This is a genomic window from Siminovitchia terrae, assembly GCF_003605405.2.
Lineage (GTDB): Bacteria > Bacillota > Bacilli > Bacillales > Bacillaceae_C > Siminovitchia > Siminovitchia terrae.
Map to the genome: position 1 here is coordinate 16,394 of NZ_QYTW02000034.1, position 24,283 is coordinate 40,676.

A 24,283-nucleotide genomic window follows, 5' to 3' on the forward strand; every position below is an offset into this window, starting at 1 on the left:
ATAGTGCTGCGAATTAACTGGCAAGTTGTTTTTAAAACCCTGTACCAAAGCTTATCAGTAGCGGATTTTTAATGTTTCACTTAACTTCATTCAGCAGAAGTCTCCCATTCCATTCATTGGGGGTCAAACCCCGGCTGAATAAAGTTAAAGCCTCCGGCGGATGCCACAGATTTTCAGAGGAAATTTATCGAGCGAAGCTCGTTAAAATCTTTATCAAATACGCCAAGGCGCATTTGATAAAGATTTCTTTGTGTTCAACGTCTGTCGAGGGCTAACAACTCTCTGTTCTAATGCTTGAAAGCCTTTAGAGAACCTTATTTCGGACCTAACCAAAAACAATGAGATGAAAAAGATTCAAGTTGTTCTCGCTGCTTGGTAGATTGATAAATGACTTTTACACAAAGACATACTCTTATGGAAAATTAAACAGCCCAGAAAATCAGCAAAATCTGATTTTCTGGGCTTCTTTTTATATAAACTCTACTTTTTCACGCTTCGTGCTCATTGGCAAAGGCTCATCTGAGATAAATTTCTTCAATACATTTTCTGTGAGTTTCGAGATGTTGTTGTCATAGTTGTTATGGGACAAACTGCCGCAGTAAGAGATGGAACTGGTGGAGAATACTGCGCCTCCGTTTGGTGTCGGATAGTAGACCATGTCCGCTCTTACTCTTGGATTTTCATCCCCAGCCATGCCAGGAACATTAAAATACAATTCTTCGGCTACCGGCATATAGACGCTCGAATGGTCTTCCGAAGAGGCGATGATGACGGCATGCGGCGGTGTACCCAGTTCATTGTCATAGATATCCAGTTCTAGTCCTGCAGCTCCGCCCCCAACTAGGCCGAAGTCACCAATCTTCTCATCTTCAATGCCTTCAAAGATCCAGGAGACGCTTGGGTGATGGCTGTCTTCCGTCCGGCGGAAGTAGGAGGATATTTCAAATCCCTGAGCTACATAGCCTGTGCCGCCGATTTTTTGCGGAGCTCGACCTCTGTGTTTCCAGATGGTACCGAATTCTCCAGTCAAACTCAAATGCACTTCGCCCGGCCATGCTTTCCATGCGTTGTTCCCGAAGTTTTTCCGAACTTCCATAATGCTCGGGTTATTGGGGTCAAACGTAACGATCCAGTAAAATCCGTTGGAGCCCATATACATAAAGCGTCCACCGCTGGCCTGGAAATCCTCTATGGCATCCATCATCGGTCCGGAATAATATTCAGGATGGGATCCTGTTAAGGCAACATTATACTGGTTTAGCAGATCTGCCCCTTCAAAATGTACATCTTGATCCGTCACCACATCGAATTTGAACCCTTTTTCGGTAAGCCAATCGACCAAATGGAGGTCCGCATTAAACTGCCACAATGACGGAGACAGTGTATGCCGGTATTTTGGCCTCATGTTCAAAATCGGACGCAGGCTAGAGGAGAAGCAGACGCCCGTTCCGTCGTTATGGAAATCGTATGTGGATAGTCCATATTCGGCGTGCTCTCCGAGGTACATGTCATCTTGTTGGACAACTGGTGCCCTTCCAAACATGACTTGCGCCAATGGGACATCCTGGAACCTGTTATTTGCATAGGCCAGATAGCTTGCTGTTGGCAGGATCAGAACTGCCTTTGCTGTCGGCTTTCCTTTTTTCGGTCTGACGAAGAATGTGATATAGTCCTCATCATCACCTGATACTACATGTGCTGCGTATACACCGCTTGGCAGATCTTCAGGAATGGTCCATTCAAAATCCACATCCCAGCCTGCATCTGTCAAATCATCGTCGTGGAAGTGGATCGCTCCGTATTGTTCCGGGGCATGGACAAATTTATGCTCCTCGGAAGTCCAGTTATATCCTGTCACCGCACGTGTCGGCATGTTGACGGTTTCCCCGTGGATCTGATTAGGCGAAGTGTCAAAGACTCTTCTAATATCATCAAAGCCCTTTTTGGAAATTCCTTTTGAAAAATCCCAGGCAGCCGCAATGCTGGCGCCGGAAGGATTTTCAATCCATGTTTCCATTTTTTCTTTCGTCAGCGCTGTACTCGCCACTCTAGGTCTGTCGATTTTACCGTTAAAGCGTTTGATAGCTTTGAATTTCCCATCGTCCTGTTTATCTATCAAGCTAGCGATAGTGAAAGGGGCACCATTGTCTGCATTTGGTTCGATGTTTATTTCCTTTTCAATGCTTGCATTGTGCTCCTCAATTCCATAGGCAAGTGAAAATTTTCCGTTTGTTTTTGTCACTCTCGCTTCTTGAAAAACGGTTGCTTTCCCGCTTTCTGCGTCGAAGGAGGCACCCACAAAGAACCATACCCCATACATTAGCGGTTTACCTGTACTGATATTTTCCACGTTTCCATTTTTGTCTCCAATCCATAGAGAAATGCAGCCTTCTTTATCAATAAATAGCCCGTACCCTTTGTTTTCCTTAGGGTCCCACTTAGAAAGAAGCGCTTGCTCTCCGAGGTCTGGCGTGGTTGACATGATCATCGCCTGCAATGAAAAGCTCTCAAGGCTTTGCAAGGCGGGGGGATTATCGAATTTTATGTAAGACCCCATATAGATTTCTTGTTTTTTGCCATCATAATCTTTATTTACTTTGGCATTTACTTTTTCTACTTTTAAACCGGGGCCTTCCGGGTCGGTATCCCCATGAATCAACCGAACTATTTCTGTACGATATTTTCCGTTTTCGCTATTCACCATAAACTTTACATTCTGTCCGGGTTGGACACTCATTTTATCTGTATAACCGTTAATAGCCATTAGGCATGTCCCCCTTTAACATTTAAGTCTACATCCAACAGGCCAAATTTTTTCAAACGTTTTAAAAAGAGTGCATGCTCGGCAGCCTCACGGCTATCGTAGGTTTCATCATCGTAAACTTCATAATGTATCCCTCTTCCTCCGGGATGACGGCCCAGACACCATTTTTTATGAGGCTCCAGGTTTATGATTAAATATTTTCCTTCAATTTCTTCATGATGCCTCCGAAGGTAATTGAGGACTTTGAGCAGGTGGGCACTGTGTTTGCCAACGGGCGTACGTCGGTGTTCCTCAATTAATTCCTCGGTGATTAGCGGCTTGATGTTGTTTTCGAGGATAAACTTGTCCTTCTCCAAATACACTTTCTGTGCTTGTTCATTGACAATCATTCAAAAACCTCCCCTTTGAAAATTCCAACAATTTAGATTTTATCATGCGTTTTATGTATTTTAGTCATTTATCGTTCTCTATTTTACTTGTCATATTTACCTGTTTTTCCATAAAGTTAAGCTTTCTTCCTTAATTCGATAGAGAAAGAAGTATAAACATGAAATATCTGTTGGTAATATGTCATTCCGTATTATCTTTTCGTGAATGTATTCGAAGGGAAAGAAAGGTTGCTATTAGTGTGAGAACAGGCAGCTAATCTAGGTGTTTAAAGAGGATAGTTGGAGGGGTGAGGAGTATGATATCTCCTGATCCCTCCTTAAATTTTTCAAAAGATTTAAGGGTTTTAGGCAATGAGTTAATTGAAAATTTTATGTGGTTGATAAATTTATAAAATAAAAAACAAAAAAAGTATTGAAAGTATAAAAAGGTTATAGTATATTAATCCTACATTCGGTTGAACTGGTTCCACCAGTTTCACCACTAAAATATTTCATTTGATTGCAAGCGTTACCAATAAACTGGAAGCAGATTAACTTCATTCAGCAGAAGTCTCCCACTTCTGTAAGTGGTGAGATGAATGCCTATTGGTATTCCATTCAGTGGGGGTTCAAACCCCCGCTGAATAAAGTCAAAGCCTCCGGTGGATGCCACAGATTTTTAGAGGGAATTTATCGAGCGGGGCTCGATAAAATCTGGGCGCAAATATGCCAAGGCGCATTTGATTTTTAAAAAAATAAAATGATTTAAATAGGTGATAATATGAACGGCGGTAGCAGTCTTTTTAACAGCGTTATTGTGGATATTGAAAAAAAGATAAACGATGGGGATCTGAAAGAAGGGGATAAATTACCCTCGGAGAGAGAATTGACGCGAACTTATGAGATCAGTAGGCATGGAGTTAGACAAGCCTTAACAGTTCTCAAGGAAAAGGGGTTGATTAAAATCACTCCTGGAAAGGGCGCCTTTATCACCTCTTACAATGAAGATATTTTAACAGAGTCTTTTAAGAGAGTTGCCCAAAAATATGATTCTACTATAGAAGAGATTTTAGAGGTGAGAGAGGAGCTGGAATTATCGGTCATCTCTAAAGCGGTCTTGAAGGCAACTCCGAAAGATATAGATACTCTGATCGAAATATGCAAAGAAATGGATCAAGTGATAGATGTAAGCGGTTTTTTAGAGTGTGATTTGAAATTTCATAAGGCATTGGCTGATGCTTCTCAAAATTGTATATTTGCGGCTTTAGTTCATTCCTTTTTTGAAATGACTGAGGAATCCCCGTTTTCGTTGACTAAGTATACAAGTAATTTTCTGGATATTATTAGTAAGGCGCAGAAGCAGCATTGGGTGATGATTGAAGCATTAAAAACCAGAGATCAGGATTTGGCTATGAAAACGATGACAGAGCATATGGAATTGTTTAGAGAGGAAGTAGATTTTTTGAGGAGTAAAAACATTAACTTTAAGGAGGTGAGGTAACAATAGCAGTAGCTTGTTGTTATCCCAATGAAAGGAGGAATTTTCTGTGGAGAAAAAACTCCCGAAATTTCACCCAGGTATCCCAGCAATCATGAGTATCATCTTCGCATTGATTACAGGTATTATTTGTGCTAAATGGCTCAATATCATTATGAACCTTTAACTTCATTCAGCAGAAGTCTCCCACTTCTGTAAGTGTTGAGGTATTCAGTGGGGAGGTAAACCCCGGCTGAATAAAGTGAAAGCCTCCGGCGGATGCCACAGATTTTCAGAGGAACTTATCAAGCGGAACTCGATAAAATCTGGGCGCAAATACGCCAAGGCGAATTTGATTTTGGAGGGATAAAAAGTGAAACCACCTTTAAAGTTTGCTTTATATTCTGTTTTGTATGCTTCTGAGGATGGGGTTTGGGAATATGAAATTTATGAGAAATTGAAGGGGCACTATAACCCTCGGGCATTAAGTAAATTAAGATCCATCCTCCTTGAATTGCACAATAAAAGCTGGACTGATGAAGTCGATGCAGAGGTATATGGAGAAACCGTTTTTAGAAAATATAAACTTCAAGAACGCCACAGGGAATTTGTAGATTATCAGCTTTCACCTCTTAAGATAATAAAGGAACTCGGATTGGACGTCGGGAAAGGAGAGGTGAAGCATGAACCAGTCGCTAAATGATATTAAGCTTCTTCAAGAATCCCGGAAGGTTCGCATCGGAATGGTCTATGCTGCTCTTGGAGCACCTATGCTAGGTTTGGCATTTGGCTTCGCAGGAATGGCTGGTGCGCTGCACCCATTTGACATGGCTTATCCTACAGGTCCTATGACCTTTCAATTCTTTGAATATATGTTTGGAGTCCTTACGATCTTTATCTATTCATTTATAGTGGGCACTGCCAAAGATAATTTCAGGGTATTCAGATCGAAAATCTCCTGGTATGGCGTTTTTATGGCTATGACTGGCATGATGGGAGATTTCCTGTTTTTTGCATCTTCCGCAATAGTAGGAGGAGCCATTGCAGGTCCGTTAGCAGGGTTGTTTGGTTTTTGGGGAGCTGTCGTCACCTCTATCGTATATAGAGAAAAGATCATGCAGAAATGGACTTTAATTGGAATTGCATTTATTGTCATAGGCATTTGGGTCGCTTCAGGCGGGATGGCGCTGGCTGCTCCTGCAGGTGTTTCATCTACTGCCATTTTAATCGGTGCTGGAATGGGACTGTTGGCCGCGATTGTATATGGAATTGAAAGCTTTGCTATTGCTGCAGGGTCAGATATGATGCCTGAAGAAAGTTCGCTTTTCTGGCGAGCAGGCTGGGCATTAGTTGGTGCTGTCATCATAAACTTTGTTATTATGCCAAAGTTTACAGATATTGCTAGTGTTATGCTGCAAGATCCAAAATGGTGGGCGTATGCTGCTGTTACAGGAGGAGCATGGGGAACTTATATGATTGTCTCATTGTACATCGGTATTAACACGGCTGGGACTGTCGGAGGAGGTTTGCTTGCGAGCACAGGCTTTGTCTGGACAACTTTCCTTTCGATGACCGTTTATGGCGGCAACTGGAGTACTTCTTTAATGCTTGGAAGTTTAATCTTGTTCCTTGGAATAGGAGTTATGCTTTTAAGGCCAGCCGAATTGATAGCGAAAGTGCGAAGTTGACTCTATTTTGAAAGGGGTTACAAATGTGGACCAATTAAAAGATGAATATATAAAGATTACAAAAAGCGAGCATAAGTATCTGGCTGTCGGAGTTATCTTAGCCTCAATGGTCTTTGTTGTCCCGTTTCTTATCATTATTGCCAATGGTTGGTGGGAACCTCTAGGCTCAGCTTCAGATGGCTGGAAATGGGTTTTCACATCCATCGTATTATTATCACTGATTTATGTTTCATTGCTTTTTGATAAATTCTATCGGAAGCATTAATCATTTAAATTCATTCAGCAGAAGTCTCCCACTTCTGTAAGTGGTGAGATGAATGCCTATTGGTATTCTATTCAGTGGGGGTTCAAACCCCGGCTGAATAAAGTCAAAGCGTCAGGCGGATGCCACAGATTTCCAGAGGAAATGTATCGAGCTTAAGCTCGATAAAATCTGGGGGCAAATACGCCAAGGCGCATTTGATTACATCATCAGTTTTTATAAGGGAGGAACATCAATGAGTAATTATATTAGTGGTATAGATGTAGGTGGTACATTTACGGATTTTGTTTCGTTTGATCCAGAAACGAGGGAAATGAAGGTTTGGAAGAACCTGACAACACCTGGCCACCCAATAAATGGGGTATTAACTGGTTTAAGCGAATTTGAAAATGTAGAAGAGATTGATCAAATCCGACATGGTACAACGATTGCAACCAATGCGATTTTAGAAAGAAAAGGAGCAGAGATTGCTTATATTACCACTAAGGGCTTCAAAGATGTCCCTTTTATTCAGAGAGCAAATAGAAAGTCACATTATGATTTAAGCTGGATCAAGCCTAAACCGCTTGTGAAGCGGCGAAATTGCTTTGAAATCAGTGAGCGTCTAACACATAAAGGGGAGACATTAGCCGAAATTGATGTGGAAGAAGTAAAACAAGTGGCGGAGCAAATTAAAGAGAGAGGAAACATCGATGCAGTAGCCATTAGTACACTCTATTCTTATGTAGACCCTAAACATGAAGAAAAGTTAAGAAGCCTACTAGAGGAATTCTTGCCTGGCATGCCGATTTCCATTTCTTATGATGTTCTACCGAAATGGAAAGAGTATGAGAGAGGAAGCACTGTCATCGCTGATGCTTATATTAAACCAATTGTTTCTTCTTATTTAGACCAATTAGGTGAACGCTTTCAAGAGAAGAATATCACAAAAAATGTGGGTATTATGAAGTCCAATGGCGGCATTATGACTTTGTCTGCTACTAGAAAAGCTCCGATCAATACTGCTGTCTCAGGTCCTACAGGCGGAGTTGTAGGAGCAAAGAGGATTGCGGAACAATGCAACATTGGCCATCTCGTTACTTTAGATATGGGCGGCACCAGTACAGATGTCGCTATTATTAAAAATGGAAACGAAGAACTGACAACCAATTTTGAAATTGAATGGGGTATTCCGATTCAGGTGCCGATGATTGATATCAGAACGATTGGTGCAGGCGGCGGAAGTATAGCTTGGATTGATAATGGCGGCATGCTTAACGTAGGACCGGAAAGTGCGGGAGCTGATCCTGGACCTGTATGTTATGGAAGAGGTGGAGAAAATCCAACAGTGACAGATGCCAATCTTATTCTAGGAAGATTAAGCCCGGATAACTTCCTAGGCGGATCAATGGAGATTGATTATGATGCGGCTTACCAAGCCTTAGAGAGATTGGGCAAAAAGCTGAATATGTCAGCTGAAGAGACAGCCGATTCCATTATTAAAATTGCCAACAACAGTATGGTGGGGGCACTAAGAATGGTATTGGTAGAGGAAGGGCATGATCCAAGGGATTTCACATTGATGAACTTTGGCGGAGCAGGTCCGTTGCATGCAAGTGATCTCATGGAGATAGCAGAGATTCCAAGAGCTTTGATCCCTATGCATCCTGGACAGTTTTCCGCTGTTGGTTTTATGTATTCAGATGCCCGTGTCGATCTCCAGCGCACTGTTCAAATGACCTCTAAAAAATTCGATATTGCCAGAGCTAATGAAGTTTTCCAGCAGCTGAAGAAAGCAGGTTTAGAGGATTTATCTTCACAGGGTTATACGGATAACTACAACATCATCACATCGATTGAAATGCGCTATCTTGGCCAGAACTATGAGTTGGATATTCCTTTTAACGAAGAAGAAATCAATGAAGAAAACGTCCAAACCATATGGAATACATTCCATTCCATGCACGAGGAGCGATTTGGTTTCAAGATTGATGGAGAAGTGATGGAAGTCGTTACATTTAAAGTAACGATTATCAGTGAAACGGACAAACCTGCTGCTAAAAAAATCGATAGAGCAAACGGAAGCCAAGCTGTGCCAAAAGATGAGAGAATGGTTCGTTTTGATAGAGAGTCTCTTATGACGACTATTTATGATCGGGAAACTCTTTTAGACGGCCATGAAATTGTTGGACCGGCAATTATTGAGGAGAATGCCTCATCCACAATAGTAGGTCCACAGCATAAGTTAACGGTTGATTCTTTTGGAAATATGCATATCGAAAAAAGATAGGAGTGTAAACAATATGGATGTAGTATCAGTTAATATTATTAACTCTTCAATGGTATCAGTCTGTCGTGAGATGGGTATTACACTTATGAAGACATCGTATTCAACGATTTTCAATGAAGCGTTGGACTTTACCTGCGGGCTCGCCAATGCGAAAGGCGAACTTATCGCCGTTGCAGATTACTGCCCGGCAATGATTGGCGGAATGCCGACTTTGATAGAAAACTGTATAAAAGAGATCCCATCATCGGAAATGAATCCGGGTGATGTAATCCTTCACAATGATCCATACAGAGGCGGGCTGCATCTTCCGGAGCACACAGTTTTCAAACCCATTTTTATTGACGGTGAAGTGGTGGCTTATGCGGTTGCCATTGGACATCTGGCCGAAGTCGGGGGAATGACTCCGGGAGGATTCGCTGGAGAGGCTACTGAAATTTTCCAAGAAGGACTTAGGCTTCCTCCTGTCAAGATCGTCAAAGAAGGAAAAGATAACGAAGAAGTATGGAAAATCATGCTCGCAAACGTGAGAACACCAAGGTATAACTTTGGAGATTTAAGGGCTCTTATCAGTGCCGCTGATCTCGGTGAAGAGAGATTAAAAGGGTTAATTCTTAAATATGGAAAAGACTTTTTCATGAAAACAGTAGATGATTTAATGGATTACTCTGAACGCCGGATGCGTGCAGAAATCAAAGAAATTCCAAATGGTTTATTTCAATTTGAGGACTATGTTGAAAATGATGGAATTGAGGATAAAGTTTTTACGATAAAAGCAAATGTGTATGTTGAAGACGAGGAAGTCATTATCGATTATGAGGGGACTTCCCCGCAAGCCAGAGGTCCTATCAATGCAACATATGGAGTATCCGTGTCAGCAGCCTACAATGCGATGCTAAACTTGACGGATGCTTCTATTCCCAAAAACTCCGGTTGCTTCAGGCCCATCAAAGTAGTGGCGCCTCCAGGAACAGTGGTAAACGTTGATTACCCTGCACCGGAAGTAGGAGGAAATACAGAAACTCATCCTAGGATTGCATTTGCCGTGCTTGGAGCATTCTCTAAAGCCGTTCCGGAAAAAGTCATTGCCTGCGAGGGCGGTACTCATCTCAATTTTGTTTTTGGCGGGTATCATGATGACTATGAGGAATATTATGTTTGTTATGATTTGGAAGCGGTTGGCTGGGGAGCCCGTCCATATGCCGACGGAAATGATATGGTTGACTCGATCAATGGAAACTGCCGAACAACACCTGTTGAAGTGTTTGAAACTAGATTTCCTTGGCTCGTAGAATCGTTTCATCTAAATCAAGATTCTGGTGGTGCAGGAAAATATCGCGGAGGCTTGGGTGCAGAGAAAATACTAAAATGTAATGCCGATTTAATCACAATCAGCCAAATGACAGATCGACATCATATTGCTCCTTATGGATTATTTGAAGGAAAAGAAGGCGGATTTGGAGCCACATTGGTTCAGAAAAATGGCGATGAAGATTGGAAAGACGTTGTCGAGGGCTATGGAAAGGTTTCGTCCAGTAAGTTCTCCAATATTCCGATAAGACGAGGAGACAGAGTCAAAATCGTCACACCGGGCGGTGGTGGCTATGGTTCACCGAAAGAAAGGGATAGAGACATGATCAGGGAAGATGTACTGGATGGATTTATATCTAAAGAGGTAGCAGAGACAATCTATTAAATATTTTAGGAAAGGACTGTTCTCATGAAATTTTCAAGTAACGGTTACTATGTCGAAAAATATGAGAAATGTTCTGTATGCGGAAAGCTGGTATATGAGGAACGTATAGAACAAGTAAACATAAAAGAAGAACCTGCGCTGTATTGTTCCGACTGGTGCGTAGAATGGGAAAAGAAGAGAGAAAAGATTAAGCAGGAAGCGTTGGTAGAGTCAAATTAATATAAGGTTTGATAAAAGCAAGGGCTGAGGGGCTCTTGCTTTTTTTGAAAGAGTTCAATCGTGCTATTTTTATATTATTGTTCTTCCTGCTATTTTTTTACTTCCAAGTTTAGTTTTTTCGCTAAAGCATTATTGATTTCGAAATCATATGACATGCCAAATATTTACAGGTACATTAGTATGGCGTTTTTTTATGGCGCAAAATCAATTTGTCCAGTGAACAACAGGATAATGGTTATAATCCAAAAGATGAAGAACGATGACGATAATATTAAAGAGATCACAGGGATTGTATTTTTCTCCGTTTTTTTAAACAAAGCTATAGCAGAGAGTACCATGCCTACACCTGTCAGTACAAAGGTGATATAATCTCCAACCAGGTTTCCGACATTAGCGATTCTAGTTGGCGTAACAAAAACAATGAAAAAGCAGATGATGCCAATCAACAAGGCAAAATAGCTGATCAGACCATGTTTCTTTTGAGCTGCTGAATGATTGTTCAAAAAAACACCACCCTTCTAAGGCCGTTTATTATATAGTACGGTTGGGTGCGTATTAAAGATTCAAATTTCAGATTTTTATCGTTGCAAATTAAAAGGGGAAAATTAACAGCGAATCGATACCATCTATGTGGGAAGAAAATAATCTCCATAATATGAAAACCGGAACGAAAACACTGTCTCGTTCCGGATTTTTCTGTAGTTTAGAAGTTTTATTTCCTTACATGAACTTCAATTGGTTCACCGACAACATTCCATTCCTGTCCCAACATGGAGAAGGTATGTTTCACGAAGACTTGGGCCGTTCCAGGGGAGACGGCTTCGATCGTATTGCCATTGACTTTAACCACATCGGTATTCTCTGCTACGAACAATTCTGATGCGATGTTTTCTTTTTTTGCAGTACGGTAGTCTACGAAAGCTTTTGCACGAACGGTAGATGTTTTACCCGGTTTAAGATTGACTTTCTTGATTGGTGTTTCCAGGCTGATCGGTGAATCTGTGAGCCATTGCATGTAGTCGGTGATGGGTCCGATCAGTCCTTGTGCCAGTTTATCACGGAACGGCTCCTCGTCGCGGAAGGTCCAATGCATCGTCAGCATGCCGCGTTGTCGCATGTATTGGATGAATTCCTTGTAGGTGCTCCCGTAGCTTGCATTCAGTGTAACGTTATGAGTTGTTCCATAGTTCATCATCTTTTTTGCATTTTGGATTTTGGCACTTTGTGCTTCTGGGACTCCCGCAGAGTAGAGATATCCAATCGGAATTTCAGGATTCAATTCATAGCTTTTCACCATACTGCCAAGATTGAAGCTTTGAAGTACGACTTGGTCAATCATGCCCTCTTCCTGGATTTCTCTCATCACTTGCTCCTCAATGCCTTCATCTTTTAATTCAACGAGAAGGATAACATCTTTCCCTTTGAATGCTTGTAAAAACTCCCGGAAGGTTGGAACCTTTTCACCAGCGAATTCTTCGCCGAACTTGATTCCAGCGTCAAGCTGGCGGATTTCTTCCAATGTGAGACTGCTAACCGCTCCTTTCCCATTTGTTGTCCGGTCTACGGTGGTATCATGCATGATGACAAGGTATCCATCTTTAGTAAGCTGCAAGTCTGTTTCAATTTGATCCGCACCTAAATCGTAGGCGAGTTGGTAACCAGCCATTGTATTTTCCGGTGCCATAGACGGAACTCCCCTATGTGCTGCAACGATTGGCCGCTGAACGATTGTATTTTCTGGATATTTCCCCAGTGACTCAACAGTGGCAGCCGGATTGTTCGTGATGATTCCATCCACTCCTGTATGGATAAGCTCATGGGCAGCATCCTCTGTTTCGGCTCCCAGACCCCACACCGCCACCATTCTTGTGTGCAAATAGTGAACAGTTTCTAACGTGAGTACTTTTTGCGGGATGAGTGCAACTTTGGCATTGCTTGAATGGACAGTACGGACGAGTTGATTAAGGTCATGTTTGTTAAAAGAATTTTTGGTATATACGATTCCGCCGCGAGCTGTTGGCATCAGCGTTGTGATTTCTTTTACTATTGCCGGGTTTGAAGAGACGATATGTACGTCTGTTGTCTGTGTTTCATTTAGAATAGTAACAACGTCTTCCTCAATCCCCTTTTGTTCGATTTGCAGGATTGGAATGTGTTTATTTTGAACGGATGACAGTACTTCTGAAAGCGGCTGATCGTTTGTCATTAACTTTCCGGAGCCATTCCGTTCAACTTTCAGGAGGACGGATGCTGTATTTGAATTGGCCGCTTCTGGAAGAGAGCTGCCGATCAATGTTGGAGCATTAATAATATTTGTTTCAGTTTCTCCAGGAAGGAAGGCGCCTGAGTTATCAACTGGCGGCAGGTCCTGGTCGAATGTCGACACCTTCACGTTGTCAAAAAGGACAGTAGATCCGTTTGCTTGAAAGCCGATGTCGCCGTTGGTCCAATTTGTTGCCTGGTCTGAATTGATGACAAGTTTGTTATTAATAAATTGCTGTACCCGGTTTTTGCTAACGATGATTTTGATCCGGTACGGCTTTTTGTACTCAAATTTTTCCGTAAAGAATGTTGCTTCCGGGACAAACCATTGGTTTTGAGCGTTGCGCTCAGCAAATTCAACCCCATTTAATGCGGTTGTTCCTCTTCGAATTGCAAATTGGTAGTATGGATAGTTTTCAGATTGAACTCTATACATTAAGGATGCCCAACGAGTGTCGTCGACTGCGGAGTCAAATGTCATATCAGCTTCAAAAACAATGTTTTCATTTTTATCGGGGAGGGGTACAACTACTCTAGCTGGTGCTGAAGAAGAAGGTGAGGTTAACTTTAATTTTCCATTCTCGACTTTGGCTTGTCCTTCAATGGTTTTCCATCCATTTGGCAAACCGCCATCCACCTGATCAAAATTCTCTTCAACCAATACCGGCTGTTCTGCATGGGCGGTATTGCCGGGGTTGAAGGTAAAGCTTGCAGCAGTGATAAACATGATGATTGTGGTGATGGCTAGTTTCATGTGTTTCTTGTTCTTCATTCCAATTCCTCCTCATAAAAAAATTCTAATCACAATCGATTAGTAGTATATAGCATTAATAATTTTCCAGATAGACAAATATACAAATATTTACAATAGATTTACTGTAATTTTACAAAGGTAGTTCTTTTTGGCTAAGGTGTGAGCAGCTTGGACTAAATATTGCATAGGGCTAAACGAGTGAATTTTGTAATATTTTGTCACTCATCATGCATTATGAACATAGAGTTACGATAGATTACTATTAAGGTTTGGAAGAAAAAGAATGAAGGTATGTTGAGGGGGACAGAAGCTCCTATCAAAGATAAGAAGAAAGAGGCAAATTTGTCATAGCTGTCATCGGTGGAATTGGAGGGAGGGGCATTGCATTGTCTGGGCTGCTAAACTCTAATCGGCGGTTTGGATGGAGTGATTACGTAATCGAAGAATATGCACAGTTTACAGGCTGATCACAGGATTAGCGGGAGCTGCGGCTATTGCTTTAGCCTAAGGCCTTCATAGAGGAAGAGAGGATTGCATAGCGTTGAAGTTTGGATCATCCATTAACTTCATTCAGCAGAAATCTCCCACTTCTGTAAGTGGTGAGATGAAAGCATATTGGTATTCATTCAGTGGGGGTTCAAATCCAGGCTGAATAAAGTTAAAGCCTCCGGCGGATGCCACAGATGTTCAGAGGAAATTTATCGAGCGGAGCTCAATAAAATCTTGGCGCAAATACGCCAAGGCGAATTTGATAGAATGCCCGTGACCCGAGGGCAACTCCGTTCGGATCATCGGGTTTAACATATTCACCTTGCAGTTTCGTGAAATTTGGATAAGGAAAAGCCTCTTCCAAGAATTTCGGATGCGTTGAGGAAGACGACGAAGGAAGCGGGTTCCTGTTCCTGCAGTACTTTTTTCAAATAAACGGCTTCCTGCTGTTCAACAACGCAAAAGATCATTGTTTTTTCCTGATTGGAGAAACCGCCGATTGAGCGGATTTTTGTCAGGCCCCTGTCAATTTCTTCCTTAATGATCGTCTGAATCTTTTCTTCCTGCTCTGTGATGATGAGCACTAGTTTTGAAGGTGAAGTTTGCAATTGAACAAAGTCGATCACTTTGCTTGTCACATAAATGGCCATCATCGCATATAGAGCAAGTTCAAGGTTAAAGACGAACGCAGAAGTGATGACAACTAGCCCATCGACAATTAACTGCGAGTAGCCACTGGACAGGCCTGTGAATTTTTTTACGATTTGCGCGACAGTCGCCAGACCTCCGGTCGATCCTTTTCCACGATAAACTATGCCAAGACCAATGCCCAGAAGGATTCCCCCATAAATTGCTGCCAGTAAAGGATTATCAATCGTAAAAGGGATGTCGGAACTGATCCAAATGGTGAACGGAACGAAGAAAGTTCCCACTAGCGTCTTTAAGCTGAAATCTTTGCCAAGAAGCATAAGACCGATGAAAAAGACTGGAATATTTATGAGCCATTGCACATAGGCGGGATTATATTGATACAACTCATAAAGAATTGTACTGATACCGGATACTCCGCCTGCTGCCAGTCTGGCCGGCAGGAAAAAAATATTATAGGCTAAACCGACCAAAGCGGCGCCAAAAATGATGGAAAGATATTCTATAATCAATTTTGTCTGGGGTGTGAGCTTCAAAATTGTATTCAGTCCTTTCTTTAAAAAATACCATTGCCATCTTAACATAGAATGGAGAAAAGCTGGAAAGGTTTGAGAAGTGAGAAAAAATCAAGTCAAGAAGAGCTTTTTGACATGAGGCTTGCGGGACTTAATTTTCATTAACCACTTTTTTGCAGTTTCGTTTACCTTATAGCCTCTTTGTTTTCCATTTAAAGAGTGTTGCGTTTGGATTAGTGACAAGATGGACTATTTTCATTTTGTCCACAAAATGGAATGGATAAGCTTACAGGTTAAGCTGGATGTTGGCTATCATTGATCCAGAAGCAGATTATGAATGAACAGGATCCCTCTAATTTTTATGGTAGAATTACCTCTTGGGTATTTGAAGGGACTCTTGTCTATTAAATAAAACTGAAGGGGGAAAAGTTAAAATGAAATATTTTGCGTACATTTTTCTTTGTGCACTTGTCATGCTGACAGCGGCCTGCAACAAAGGAGCGGGTGACCCAGTTTCAACTCCAAAAGAGGAGGTTGTTGAAAAAGAATCCGAGTCTAAGAAAGAAGAAGTCTCTAAACCGGAGAAAGAAGAGGGAAGTGCTGCAGAAGAGGAAGAAACAAACACTGATCCGGAAAATCAAAATGATGAAAGCTATATTCATCCGGAGTTGGCAAATAACCCCAAGTACGTAGAAGTGATGAACCGCATTTATGATGAACCAAATCAGTTAGCGGTGACGAAAGAAGAACAATTTGCTGCAGTAACGAAGTTATTTTTCTTAAATCCAGAGGTATTGGATGATAAATCTCGGGCACTTGCTTTGAGTGACGCTCAGTTGAGCGATGGAACAAAAATGATTTATATGGCGGCGGTCGGGGAACGGATGGGGGCTTTTTATTTTTATCATCCGGGCACAGATGAAATTGCAACGGAAATGAATGCAGAAGAAGCATTTGGGGAAATTCCTGAAATCAGTTATGAGTGATCAATGTTACATAATGTTGTTAACTGGGGCTTTTTCAAGCCCCAAAATCAATTGGCAGGATGAATAGCAGGAAGATCATGGAAGAATACTAATAATCGATTAAAGAAATCGGAGGAATTGGATTCTGCGTTGTTTTTTTGGGTGACCCTATGCTATATTGGTCATTATAGTTCTAACCAGGTTTCTGACATTGGCGGAGTTAATGATAAACTTTCACAGAGCACGGTCGAAAAATTTGCTATTTTAAGACACATTTGTTATCCTTAAGAGGAGTTATTTTTGCTCTTTCAGATTGAGAAGTGATTTTGATTTTCGTCTAAGGTATTTGAGCAAGGATAGTAACACATTGTGCGGATAACCGCACCAGGAGGCAACAATTATGGAACAAGGTACAGTTAAGTGGTTTAATGCAGACAAAGGTTTTGGATTCATCGAGCGCGAAGCAGGAGAAGACGTATTCGTTCATTTCTCAGCGATTCAAGGCGAAGGTTTCAAATCTTTAGACGAAGGTCAAAAGGTAACTTTTGACGTAGAACAAGGACAGCGTGGTCCACAAGCTACAAACGTTCAAAAGGCTTAATGAAGCCAATGACAGCCCCTGGAAGCAGGGGCTGTTTTTTTGTGCACAATTTTGTGGAGGGGTCAGACCCCCTTTAAGCAAGTAAAGGGGGTCTGACCCCTCATTCAATTGCTGAGAGCCACGGATATGATTCCAATGACCATGATGACTGCGGCAGCTGGCCTCCTTACTCCCATTCCCTCTGTCAGTACTTTGGTTCCCAGGACTGTTCCGATTAAAATACTAATCTCCCGAACAGGAGCTACATGGCTCACGGGTGTAAATTGCATCGTTATCAACACCAGAATATAAGCCAGCGGGCTTAAAATTCCCACTCCGATTGCCTTCTTTTTATTCATGTCCCATTCTTTCTTCACTTTTTCCTTCTCTTTAAGAGCCAAAGGAGTCATTAACAGAAACTGGCCTAGGATGGAACCATAGTTTAATAGTAATGGAGATATAAGAATAAAACTAACAGCTCCCTTATCCAGCAGGGTATAGAAAGAGATTAGCAAACCGGTCAACAATCCGTAGAAAACTGCTTTTCCACTATTATTCTGCTTAAAGCGGCGTAGGTCCCCTGTTAAAATAAAAATGCTTAGAACAATGAAGCTGATTCCGATCATTCCTATGATGGAGAGTCTTTCTTCAAAGAGAAAAAAAGCTGCAACTGCAATAAGCATGGGAGCAGAACCTCGAGCTAACGGATACACAATGGAAAGATCACCTACTCTATACCCCTTTTGTAGTGTTAAGGCATAGGCCATATGTACAATGGCACTCCCAAAGATAAATACAAATTCCATCCAACCAAAATGTACCTCGCTTATAAAAAAGAAACCTATAACAAACGGAAGGTAAACGATAGTGCTGACAGCCATATAAAGCCAAACAAAAATAAATCCGCCCTCTGATTGTTTCGCCAAATAATTCCAAGTGGCATGCATGAATGCCGAAATAAGAATTGTGATAAAGGCTAATAAAGACAAATGCAGTCAACCTCGCTTTCGTCAGGAACTTTTTTGCAACAGGTACTCATTCTATATCGTAAAGGAATGCCGAGTTCTAATTGAGACACCTTCATAATTGCAAGTGGCACAATTGCCCCAGTCATGATAGTGATTGTCTACGTCCGAGATTGGATTTCATGAATATAAAACACCCCAAATAAGCCACACTAGTAACTCCAAACAAAGCAAAAATTCCCGGCGTAAAGACTAAATATAAACTGAACGGCAATGACCATATAAATGCAATTGGCATAAGAGATTGCTTAGATGTTAATGAGGAAAGGATTGCTAAGCAGGCGGGTAGCAATAGCATAAGAAATGAGGTTACGACCGTTTCAATCCCATTCATATTAGAATAAGGATTAAAAAAATTTAGTACAATCCATAAGGATATACTTGCCGCCCCACTTAATATCCCCAAAACTTTTCCTGCTTTTTGAATTGTATTCACCCCCGGCTTTTGATTAATCTAAAATATATGAAGTTCTTCCTCTGCTCTTTTCATATATACTATAAAAAAAGAAGAGCTATTAAAAGGGGAATTATATGAAGATTGGAAAAAAGTTGTTAATTGCTTTACCTGTGGTTATAGTCACAGGTCTCGCAGCTTGGCTCATCAGTGCCTTTTACGGCTTGCCATGGAAGGAAAAGGCGGTGGCAGGGAAACTGGAAAGCTATTTGGAGGAAAAATATGAACAGGATTTTATCTTGAAAGAGTCTTTTTATAATTTTAAAGACGGGAGCTATGGGGCGTGGTTTTATCCTGAAGCGAAGCCGAAGCTTGAGTTTCACGCTGAGGAAGGCTTTGCAGAGTATACATATGTTGATAATTATCCTGAAATTTTGTGGGCCCGCCAATTAAAAGAGGCGGTAAAGCCGATTGTCAAGGACATTTATTCTGCCGCATCGGTTGATACGAATTATGTCACTTATGAAAGCTTGGATATCGTAAAAGGGCCGGAGATTCCTCGTTTCGATGAAACTGAGGCCATGTTGGGGGTCCGTATTGAAATAGGAATGTCTTTTTCAGAAAATGATGATCAATGGCAACAGCTGGCCACTCTGATTGAAAAAATACAAGCTCTCTCACCAGCAATTGATTCTTCGTTCGACTTTATCAATAAGAAGGAAGGCATCGAAACTTTCGTAACTTGTCCGTCAAAGGAAGAAGCTGAAATCAAATCTGTCCAGCAGGCAAAGAAATCCTGTTCGGTAAGCAAATATGATATGGAGACGGATATGACTTTGGACGACTAAAATTGTAATTTTTTTCACGTTGAACCGTCTAATGTAGAAAGGGGGATCAGTGTTATGAGTAAGAGGTGCTTCAAAGGTCTGCTTGCTGCCTTTTTTCTTATCTTTTTGGGGGCGTGCAGCTCGAGTGATTCGGAGGAATCAAAGTCAATGAATGATATGGCTCAGATGGATAAGGCTGCCGACTCAAATGAAATTGCCGTTCTTGACGAGGAAGACCAGTCTACTGTTGAAGAAACGAAGGATGATCAGGTTAACACAAGTGACCGCATGATCATTCACCGGGCAAACTTGGAGGTTCGGGTGAAGAGTCTAGATAAAGCCCAGCAGAATATTGAGAAGAAAGTGAAGGAATACGGCGGCTATATCGTCGAGTCTAACGAATATCGTGATGAAAATGAAATGAAAAGCGGAAACGTCATCGTCCGAGTTCCCGAAAAACAATTTCAGGCGTTTTTGAATGATACGGAAGATGAAGTTGCTGAAGTTATGGGCAGAAATGTTTCGGGGCAGGACGTGACGGAGGAATACGTGGATTTGGAATCCCGCTTGAAATCGAAGCGGGCGGTAGAGGAAAGGCTTCTTAGTTTTATGAAAGAAGCACAAAAGACCGAGGACTTATTAAAAATATCCAGCGACTTGGCGAAAGTGCAGGAGGAAATAGAGGTCCTTGTGGGGAAAGTGAAATACCTTGAAAATCAAACTGCCTTTTCGACCGTGGAAATCTCCATGCAGGAAAGCAAAGTCGTTGTACCGGGAGTAGGCGATGGTGACCTGGATACATGGGAAAAAACGAAGAAGCAGCTGGCTGTCAGTCTCAACTTTTTGCTTGCTGCAGCATCAGGAATGGTTGTGTTCTTTGTAGGGAATCTGCCTGTCATTCTTCTTTTAGTGTTAATTGGAGTGGGGATTTTCTATCTGGTGAAAAGAAAGCGAAGGAAGCTAAAGGAGTGAATCATCCAAGTTAATGGGCAACAGCTGCTTCCAGTGAAAGATGGATTGGCTGCTGCCCTAATATTTCAACGCTCCATTACATCAAATTGAATTCTGCTCCTTGGGGATACAGAACAATATATTCTTCATCTTCCGGATTAGAGTAGGCAATTTTTGCATCTTCCAATAGAGCATTATCCTTTAATTCTTCCATGATTGTCTGCGCAGCCTTTTCCACATCTATAACATAGTTGAAAATGTTGGCTGTTCCACTGCCAATATCTCCACCGTCACAATAGCCATTCCCAGTCCAGCCTAAGCATTCGTTCATCAAATCTTCAACATCATGTCTTTTTTCAAGTGTTGATTCCATATCGCTCTCTTTGTAGCTGTATTGGATAACCAGTTCGATTAGTCCATCTTCATCCAAATAATCAAAGCCTTCATTTAATTTCTCTTTAGAGAGTTCATCCATGACTTTTTCTGCCTTTTTCAATAAGGGCAGCTTCTTTTCTTCCGTTTCTCCAGTATCTCCAACAGTACCGTAGTGCAGGATAAGAGTCTTGCCGTCTTGCCAAACTTCCCAATACAAAATTTCATCATCCAACTGTTTAATCATTTTAATCAATTGAAACACCACCGTTTCTCATCAACTGTCTCGTTTGCCATAAAACAAGGTTACAAAATAACAAAGTCGGAGGCAATATCTTTTCGGAAAGTGGATTAAAATTGTGTTGAGTACCCTTTTAAGGGTTCTGAAACATACTTGACTCCATGAAGTACACTTGATATAAGACGTATTATCAATCAATCAACAAGAGGAGTCGCTCAAATATGATAAAAGTTTTTGAAGAAAGGCTGAAAAAACATAAATTAATTGCCGCTATTAAAGAGCCCAGATCTATTGAAAAGGCAATCAAGTATAAAGATCATATTTCGGCTGTCATCTTAATGACAGGGACTATTTTGAATGTGAAACAGTATGTGGATGTGCTTCAAAGTGAAGGGCTCCCAGTTATTTTGCATGTGGAGAAGATTGGCGGATTGCAGGTAGATCAGCATGGGATTGATATCATAGTTGATTATGTTAAGCCGTTTGCCATTGTCACTACGAAATCCAGCATCATTAAACGGGCTAAATCAAAGGGAATGTTCGTCATTCAAAGGGTGTTTCTGATTGACACGGAGGTTTATGATCATTTGCTGAACAGCCTGGAGCATTTACAGTCGGATATCATTGAAATCATGCCCAGCAGAGCTCCCGATTTCCTGGAAAAATTGTCGGAGGTTTCCCCGGTTCCTGTCATTACGGGAGGGTTGCTGGCAACAGCCGAGCATGCAAAGGAAGCCTTGGAACGTGGAGCGGCAGCAGTGACCACATCCAATACAAAGCTGTGGAAATTGGATTTCAATCATCTTTAAGAAATCTTTACATTCAATTCATAAGAACTAAATAATAGATCGGTATATTGATAATCGAAAAGTAAATAGCAAACAGGCGCGAATAGAGAGGCCGCAAATATCTGTTGTTTAAGAACAGTATATTTGTGGTCTCTTTTTGGCTGGTGAGTAAAGAAAGTATAACTTGCTATGGAAAATTTTATTCAAAGGAAGGTTTTTCTTTATCCAGATGCGACGCACAGGACGTGCTAGTGCCACCGAAGCCACAGGATGTGGCGTCTTGAGGCGGCCGACGTACAGGAAGTACTAGTGCCACCGAAGCCACAGGACGTGGTAGCTTGAGGCGGCCGACGTACAGGAAGTCGCGTTCTGAGCCTGCCCACACTGACCAAGGCGCATGCGCTTTTCTTAAGGGGGTTTTAAAAAGCGTCATAACAGCTCTAGTTTTACCGGGACAATATCTCAATAAGAAAGAGGTTGAAAAAACAATGAGAAAAACACCAATATTTCTGGCACTCTTATTATTTGTTTTTACTGTGCTAAGTGCATGCGGCAGCAACTCTTCAAGTTCGGATGGCAGCAAATCAGGTGCTTCAAAATCTGGAGAATCCAATGGGGACACCATTGATCTGACCTGGTATTACCCAGTGAATGTCGGCGGTGAAATTACAAAAGTGATTGACGGATATGCCGAGGAGTTCAACAAAGAAGGAATAGAAGTGGATGGAAAAAAGGTCACGGTAACACCGGTATACAGCGGAAACTACGATGAGTCCATGACAAAGGTGCAGACGGCCGTTAAAAACGGAAAGGCTCCGGATTTGGCAGTTCTTCTGTCAGTGGATCTCTTCCAATTGAAAGATGCCATTCTACCTTTGGACGACATGATTGAAAAGGATCCTGAAGCAAAAAAAATGATGGATGATTTCTTCCCGGGATTCATGCTGAACTCACAGGCGGAAGGAAAAACTTGGTCTGTTCCATTCCAAAGGAGCACGGTCTTGCTCTATTACAACAAAGATCTATTCAAGAAAGCTGGTCTGGATCCGGAAAAAGCTCCTGAAAATTGGGATGAGGTTGTCGAATATGGTAAAAAACTTTCGAAAGACGGGCAGTGGGGAATTGAGCTGCCGGCTACCATCAGCGGCTATTGGATCTATCAGGCACTTGCGCTGCAAGCAGGTCAAGGAAATCTAATGAGTGATGACGGTAAAGAGGTATATTTTAACTCTGACGCAGCCAAAACAGCTCTTCAATACTGGGTTGATTTGTCCAAGAAACATAAAGTGATGCCAGAGGGCGTGCTTGACTGGAATACAGTTCCTTCAGACTTCATCGAAGGAAAGACAGCGATGATGCTCTCAACTACAGGGAACCTGACGAATGTTAAAAACAATGCTGATTTTGAATTTGGTGTCGCTTATTTACCAGAAAATGAGCGTGCTGCCACTCCGACAGGTGGAGGAAACTTCTATATTTTCAAGGATATTTCTGAGGAGAGACAGCTTGCTTCAATGGAATTTATCAAATGGATTGCGGATTCCGAACGTGCAGCACAGTGGAGCATTGACACAGGTTATATTGCTACGCGTCAATCAAGCTATGAAACTTCTGCGTTAAAAGAGTACACGGATTCGTTTCCGCAGGCGTTGACAGCGATGCAGCAGCTGGAAAAAGCTCATAAAGAAATTTCAGTTTACGAGCAGGGGAAAATCATTAAGATTTTATCTGATGCCATCCAGGCGGTTATTGGTGGTTCGGATGTAGACGAAACTCTGGAAAAAGCACAAAAAGAGGCTGATGCTCTGTTAAAGCCATATAAGTAATCGTTCAATGAGGTGAAGGAATTGGGAAAAAGCAAACAAATAAAGGAAAATGCATCTGCTTGGCTTTTTCTCCTTCCGTCCCTTATTTTCCTCATCTTGTTTACGTTGTATCCGATTATTAAGACCTTGCTTATGAGCTTTTTTCAATCGGACTTATCAACTGAAGAGCCGATTTATATCGGTTCGGAGAACTTTAAAATGATGTGGGAGGATGAGGTATTTCGGAAGGCGTTTATCAACAATCTGCTGTTCGCTGCCGGGACAGTCCCAACAAGTGTGTTGATCGGAATGGGGCTGGCTATGTTGGTCAACCGGACGGTGCTTGGAAGCGGCCTGGCACGGACGTTTTTCTTTTATCCAGTAGTCATTCCGATGGTGACCGCAGCGTTTATATGGCTGTTCTTTTATACACCTGAATATGGGATGATTAACAACCTATTTAAGTTCTTCGGTGCAGGGGAAATGAACTTGCTTGGAAATTCAAGCACGGCTCTTATTGCTATCATGGTGATGGTTATTTGGAAGGAAGCTGGATTCTTTATGATCTTTTATCTGGCCGCGCTTCAAAATATTCCAAAGGAATTGCTGGAAGCCTCCTATATGGATGGGGCTTCGAAATGGGTCCAATTCAGAAAAATCATTTTCCCGCTGATTATGCCGACAACTTTATTCTCTTTTGTCATTGCCACAACAAATGCATTTAAAACCGTGGATCAGCTTGTTGTGATGACACAAGGCGGTCCTAATAATGCAAGCAATCTTCTGCTTTATTACATTTATGAAAGTACATTCCGTTTCCTGGATTACGGAAAAGCATCTTCAGCAACGGTGGTAGTGCTGGTTTTGATGCTTGTGATTGCCTCCATTCAGTTTTTTGGAGCGGATCGGAAAATTCACTACAGCTAA

The 24,283-nt window shown here is 41.7% G+C and carries 24 protein-coding genes; 17 read left to right on the forward strand and 7 right to left on the reverse strand.

Annotation, left to right across the window (positions count from 1 at the left end; all coding sequences use genetic code 11):
- The first annotated feature begins 71 nt into the window (after positions 1 to 71).
- Positions 72 to 275: a hypothetical protein gene (locus D5F11_RS22630; RefSeq protein ID WP_126646662.1), complete on the forward strand. Its 204-nt coding sequence runs from the start codon at positions 72 to 74 to the stop codon at positions 273 to 275.
- 194 nt (positions 276 to 469) lie between these two features.
- Here D5F11_RS22630 and D5F11_RS22635 read toward each other — a convergent pair whose 3' ends face one another.
- Positions 470 to 2,764: a N,N-dimethylformamidase beta subunit family domain-containing protein gene (locus D5F11_RS22635; protein ID WP_120118463.1), complete on the reverse strand. Its 2,295-nt coding sequence runs from the start codon at positions 2,762 to 2,764 to the stop codon at positions 470 to 472.
- Complete coding sequence (locus D5F11_RS22640; RefSeq protein ID WP_120118464.1) at positions 2,764 to 3,153, reverse strand: N,N-dimethylformamidase alpha subunit family protein; 390 nt, start codon at positions 3,151 to 3,153, stop codon at positions 2,764 to 2,766. Before D5F11_RS22640 ends, D5F11_RS22635 begins: the two co-directional genes overlap by 1 nt.
- 574 nt (positions 3,154 to 3,727) lie before the next feature.
- Between D5F11_RS22640 and D5F11_RS26965 the strand changes: the two genes are divergently transcribed.
- From D5F11_RS26965 to D5F11_RS22675, 8 genes are all read left to right on the forward strand, one after another.
- Positions 3,728 to 3,883, forward strand: coding sequence for a hypothetical protein (locus D5F11_RS26965; protein WP_185830870.1), 156 nt, complete (start codon positions 3,728 to 3,730; stop codon positions 3,881 to 3,883).
- Between the two features lie 66 nt (positions 3,884 to 3,949).
- On the forward strand, positions 3,950 to 4,633 hold the full coding sequence (locus D5F11_RS22645; protein ID WP_244862164.1) for a FadR/GntR family transcriptional regulator: 684 nt from the start codon (positions 3,950 to 3,952) through the stop codon (positions 4,631 to 4,633).
- Between the two features lie 349 nt (positions 4,634 to 4,982).
- Positions 4,983 to 5,312, forward strand: coding sequence for a hypothetical protein (locus tag D5F11_RS22650; protein WP_120118466.1), 330 nt, complete (start codon positions 4,983 to 4,985; stop codon positions 5,310 to 5,312).
- Positions 5,293 to 6,297: a DMT family transporter gene (locus D5F11_RS22655; RefSeq protein WP_120118467.1), complete on the forward strand. Its 1,005-nt coding sequence runs from the start codon at positions 5,293 to 5,295 to the stop codon at positions 6,295 to 6,297. The genes D5F11_RS22650 and D5F11_RS22655 overlap by 20 nt, the downstream gene beginning before the upstream one ends.
- Positions 6,298 to 6,322: 25 nt before the next feature.
- Complete coding sequence (locus tag D5F11_RS22660) at positions 6,323 to 6,562, forward strand: hypothetical protein (protein ID WP_120118468.1); 240 nt, start codon at positions 6,323 to 6,325, stop codon at positions 6,560 to 6,562.
- Positions 6,563 to 6,794: 232 nt separating this feature from the next.
- Entirely contained in the window at positions 6,795 to 8,828 is a 2,034-nt protein-coding gene (locus D5F11_RS22665) for a hydantoinase/oxoprolinase family protein (protein WP_120118469.1), read from the forward strand.
- A gap of 13 nt (positions 8,829 to 8,841) precedes the next feature.
- Positions 8,842 to 10,521: a hydantoinase B/oxoprolinase family protein gene (locus D5F11_RS22670; protein ID WP_120118470.1), complete on the forward strand. Its 1,680-nt coding sequence runs from the start codon at positions 8,842 to 8,844 to the stop codon at positions 10,519 to 10,521.
- 24 nt (positions 10,522 to 10,545) lie between these two features.
- Positions 10,546 to 10,740: a hypothetical protein gene (locus D5F11_RS22675; protein WP_120118471.1), complete on the forward strand. Its 195-nt coding sequence runs from the start codon at positions 10,546 to 10,548 to the stop codon at positions 10,738 to 10,740.
- Between the two features lie 191 nt (positions 10,741 to 10,931).
- Here D5F11_RS22675 and D5F11_RS22680 read toward each other — a convergent pair whose 3' ends face one another.
- Positions 10,932 to 11,243 (reverse strand): hypothetical protein, encoded by a 312-nt coding sequence (locus tag D5F11_RS22680; protein WP_120118472.1) that lies wholly within the window; start codon positions 11,241 to 11,243, stop codon positions 10,932 to 10,934.
- A 209-nt stretch (positions 11,244 to 11,452) separates the two neighbouring features.
- Positions 11,453 to 13,774 (reverse strand): glycerophosphodiester phosphodiesterase family protein, encoded by a 2,322-nt coding sequence (locus tag D5F11_RS22685; protein WP_120118473.1) that lies wholly within the window; start codon positions 13,772 to 13,774, stop codon positions 11,453 to 11,455.
- A 597-nt stretch (positions 13,775 to 14,371) separates the two neighbouring features.
- On the opposite strand from D5F11_RS22685, the gene D5F11_RS22690 reads away from it, so the two are divergent.
- Complete coding sequence (locus D5F11_RS22690) at positions 14,372 to 14,557, forward strand: hypothetical protein (RefSeq protein ID WP_126646663.1); 186 nt, start codon at positions 14,372 to 14,374, stop codon at positions 14,555 to 14,557.
- A gap of 5 nt (positions 14,558 to 14,562) precedes the next feature.
- On the opposite strand, the gene D5F11_RS22695 is transcribed toward D5F11_RS22690, so the two are convergent.
- Entirely contained in the window at positions 14,563 to 15,429 is an 867-nt protein-coding gene (locus D5F11_RS22695; RefSeq protein ID WP_373316017.1) for a YitT family protein, read from the reverse strand.
- Between the two features lie 413 nt (positions 15,430 to 15,842).
- Between D5F11_RS22695 and D5F11_RS22700 the strand changes: the two genes are divergently transcribed.
- Positions 15,843 to 16,394 (forward strand): hypothetical protein, encoded by a 552-nt coding sequence (locus tag D5F11_RS22700; RefSeq protein ID WP_120118474.1) that lies wholly within the window; start codon positions 15,843 to 15,845, stop codon positions 16,392 to 16,394.
- Between the two features lie 379 nt (positions 16,395 to 16,773).
- Positions 16,774 to 16,974: a cold-shock protein gene (locus D5F11_RS22705; RefSeq protein ID WP_120118475.1), complete on the forward strand. Its 201-nt coding sequence runs from the start codon at positions 16,774 to 16,776 to the stop codon at positions 16,972 to 16,974.
- A gap of 104 nt (positions 16,975 to 17,078) precedes the next feature.
- On the opposite strand, the gene D5F11_RS22710 is transcribed toward D5F11_RS22705, so the two are convergent.
- Positions 17,079 to 17,942, reverse strand: a complete 864-nt coding sequence (locus tag D5F11_RS22710) for an EamA family transporter (protein ID WP_120118476.1) — start codon at positions 17,940 to 17,942, stop codon at positions 17,079 to 17,081.
- Positions 17,943 to 18,509: 567 nt separating this feature from the next.
- Here D5F11_RS22710 and D5F11_RS22720 point away from each other — a divergent pair.
- Both D5F11_RS22720 and D5F11_RS22725 read left to right on the forward strand, forming a co-directional pair.
- Positions 18,510 to 19,220 (forward strand): YfjL-like protein, encoded by a 711-nt coding sequence (locus tag D5F11_RS22720; protein ID WP_120118477.1) that lies wholly within the window; start codon positions 18,510 to 18,512, stop codon positions 19,218 to 19,220.
- 54 nt (positions 19,221 to 19,274) lie between these two features.
- Entirely contained in the window at positions 19,275 to 20,171 is an 897-nt protein-coding gene (locus D5F11_RS22725) for a DUF4349 domain-containing protein (RefSeq protein ID WP_120118478.1), read from the forward strand.
- Positions 20,172 to 20,247: 76 nt separating this feature from the next.
- Here D5F11_RS22725 and D5F11_RS22730 read toward each other — a convergent pair whose 3' ends face one another.
- A complete protein-coding gene (locus D5F11_RS22730) occupies positions 20,248 to 20,778 on the reverse strand; it encodes a hypothetical protein (protein ID WP_120118479.1) in 531 nt (176 codons plus the stop codon).
- Between the two features lie 206 nt (positions 20,779 to 20,984).
- Here D5F11_RS22730 and D5F11_RS22735 point away from each other — a divergent pair, with 206 nt between their 5' ends.
- The 3 genes from D5F11_RS22735 to D5F11_RS22745 all read left to right on the forward strand — a co-directional run bounded on the left by D5F11_RS22735 (position 20,985) and on the right by D5F11_RS22745 (position 24,283).
- A complete protein-coding gene (locus D5F11_RS22735; RefSeq protein ID WP_120118480.1) occupies positions 20,985 to 21,572 on the forward strand; it encodes a glycerol-3-phosphate responsive antiterminator in 588 nt (195 codons plus the stop codon).
- A 467-nt stretch (positions 21,573 to 22,039) separates the two neighbouring features.
- Positions 22,040 to 23,377, forward strand: coding sequence for an ABC transporter substrate-binding protein (locus D5F11_RS22740; protein WP_120118481.1), 1,338 nt, complete (start codon positions 22,040 to 22,042; stop codon positions 23,375 to 23,377).
- Between the two features lie 21 nt (positions 23,378 to 23,398).
- Positions 23,399 to 24,283 carry a carbohydrate ABC transporter permease gene (locus D5F11_RS22745; protein ID WP_120118482.1) on the forward strand — a complete coding sequence of 295 codons (885 nt, stop codon included), beginning with the start codon at positions 23,399 to 23,401 and terminating at the stop codon, positions 24,281 to 24,283.

Excerpts from the sequence above, each read along its gene's own strand:
- D5F11_RS22630 (WP_126646662.1), top strand. The coding sequence starts at position 72 with ATGTTTCACTTAACTTCATTCAGCAGAAGTCTCCCATTCCATTCATTG.
- D5F11_RS22635 (WP_120118463.1), bottom strand. The coding sequence starts at position 2,764 with ATGGCTATTAACGGTTATACAGATAAAATGAGTGTCCAACCCGGACAG.
- D5F11_RS22640 (WP_120118464.1), bottom strand. The coding sequence starts at position 3,153 with ATGATTGTCAATGAACAAGCACAGAAAGTGTATTTGGAGAAGGACAAG.
- D5F11_RS26965 (WP_185830870.1), top strand. The coding sequence starts at position 3,728 with ATGAATGCCTATTGGTATTCCATTCAGTGGGGGTTCAAACCCCCGCTG.
- D5F11_RS22655 (WP_120118467.1), top strand. The coding sequence starts at position 5,293 with ATGAACCAGTCGCTAAATGATATTAAGCTTCTTCAAGAATCCCGGAAG.
- D5F11_RS22665 (WP_120118469.1), top strand. The coding sequence starts at position 6,795 with ATGAGTAATTATATTAGTGGTATAGATGTAGGTGGTACATTTACGGAT.
- D5F11_RS22670 (WP_120118470.1), top strand. The coding sequence starts at position 8,842 with ATGGATGTAGTATCAGTTAATATTATTAACTCTTCAATGGTATCAGTC.
- D5F11_RS22675 (WP_120118471.1), top strand. The coding sequence starts at position 10,546 with ATGAAATTTTCAAGTAACGGTTACTATGTCGAAAAATATGAGAAATGT.
- D5F11_RS22685 (WP_120118473.1), bottom strand. The coding sequence starts at position 13,774 with ATGAAGAACAAGAAACACATGAAACTAGCCATCACCACAATCATCATG.
- D5F11_RS22700 (WP_120118474.1), top strand. The coding sequence starts at position 15,843 with ATGAAATATTTTGCGTACATTTTTCTTTGTGCACTTGTCATGCTGACA.
- D5F11_RS22705 (WP_120118475.1), top strand. The coding sequence starts at position 16,774 with ATGGAACAAGGTACAGTTAAGTGGTTTAATGCAGACAAAGGTTTTGGA.
- D5F11_RS22720 (WP_120118477.1), top strand. The coding sequence starts at position 18,510 with ATGAAGATTGGAAAAAAGTTGTTAATTGCTTTACCTGTGGTTATAGTC.
- D5F11_RS22725 (WP_120118478.1), top strand. The coding sequence starts at position 19,275 with ATGAGTAAGAGGTGCTTCAAAGGTCTGCTTGCTGCCTTTTTTCTTATC.
- D5F11_RS22735 (WP_120118480.1), top strand. The coding sequence starts at position 20,985 with ATGATAAAAGTTTTTGAAGAAAGGCTGAAAAAACATAAATTAATTGCC.
- D5F11_RS22740 (WP_120118481.1), top strand. The coding sequence starts at position 22,040 with ATGAGAAAAACACCAATATTTCTGGCACTCTTATTATTTGTTTTTACT.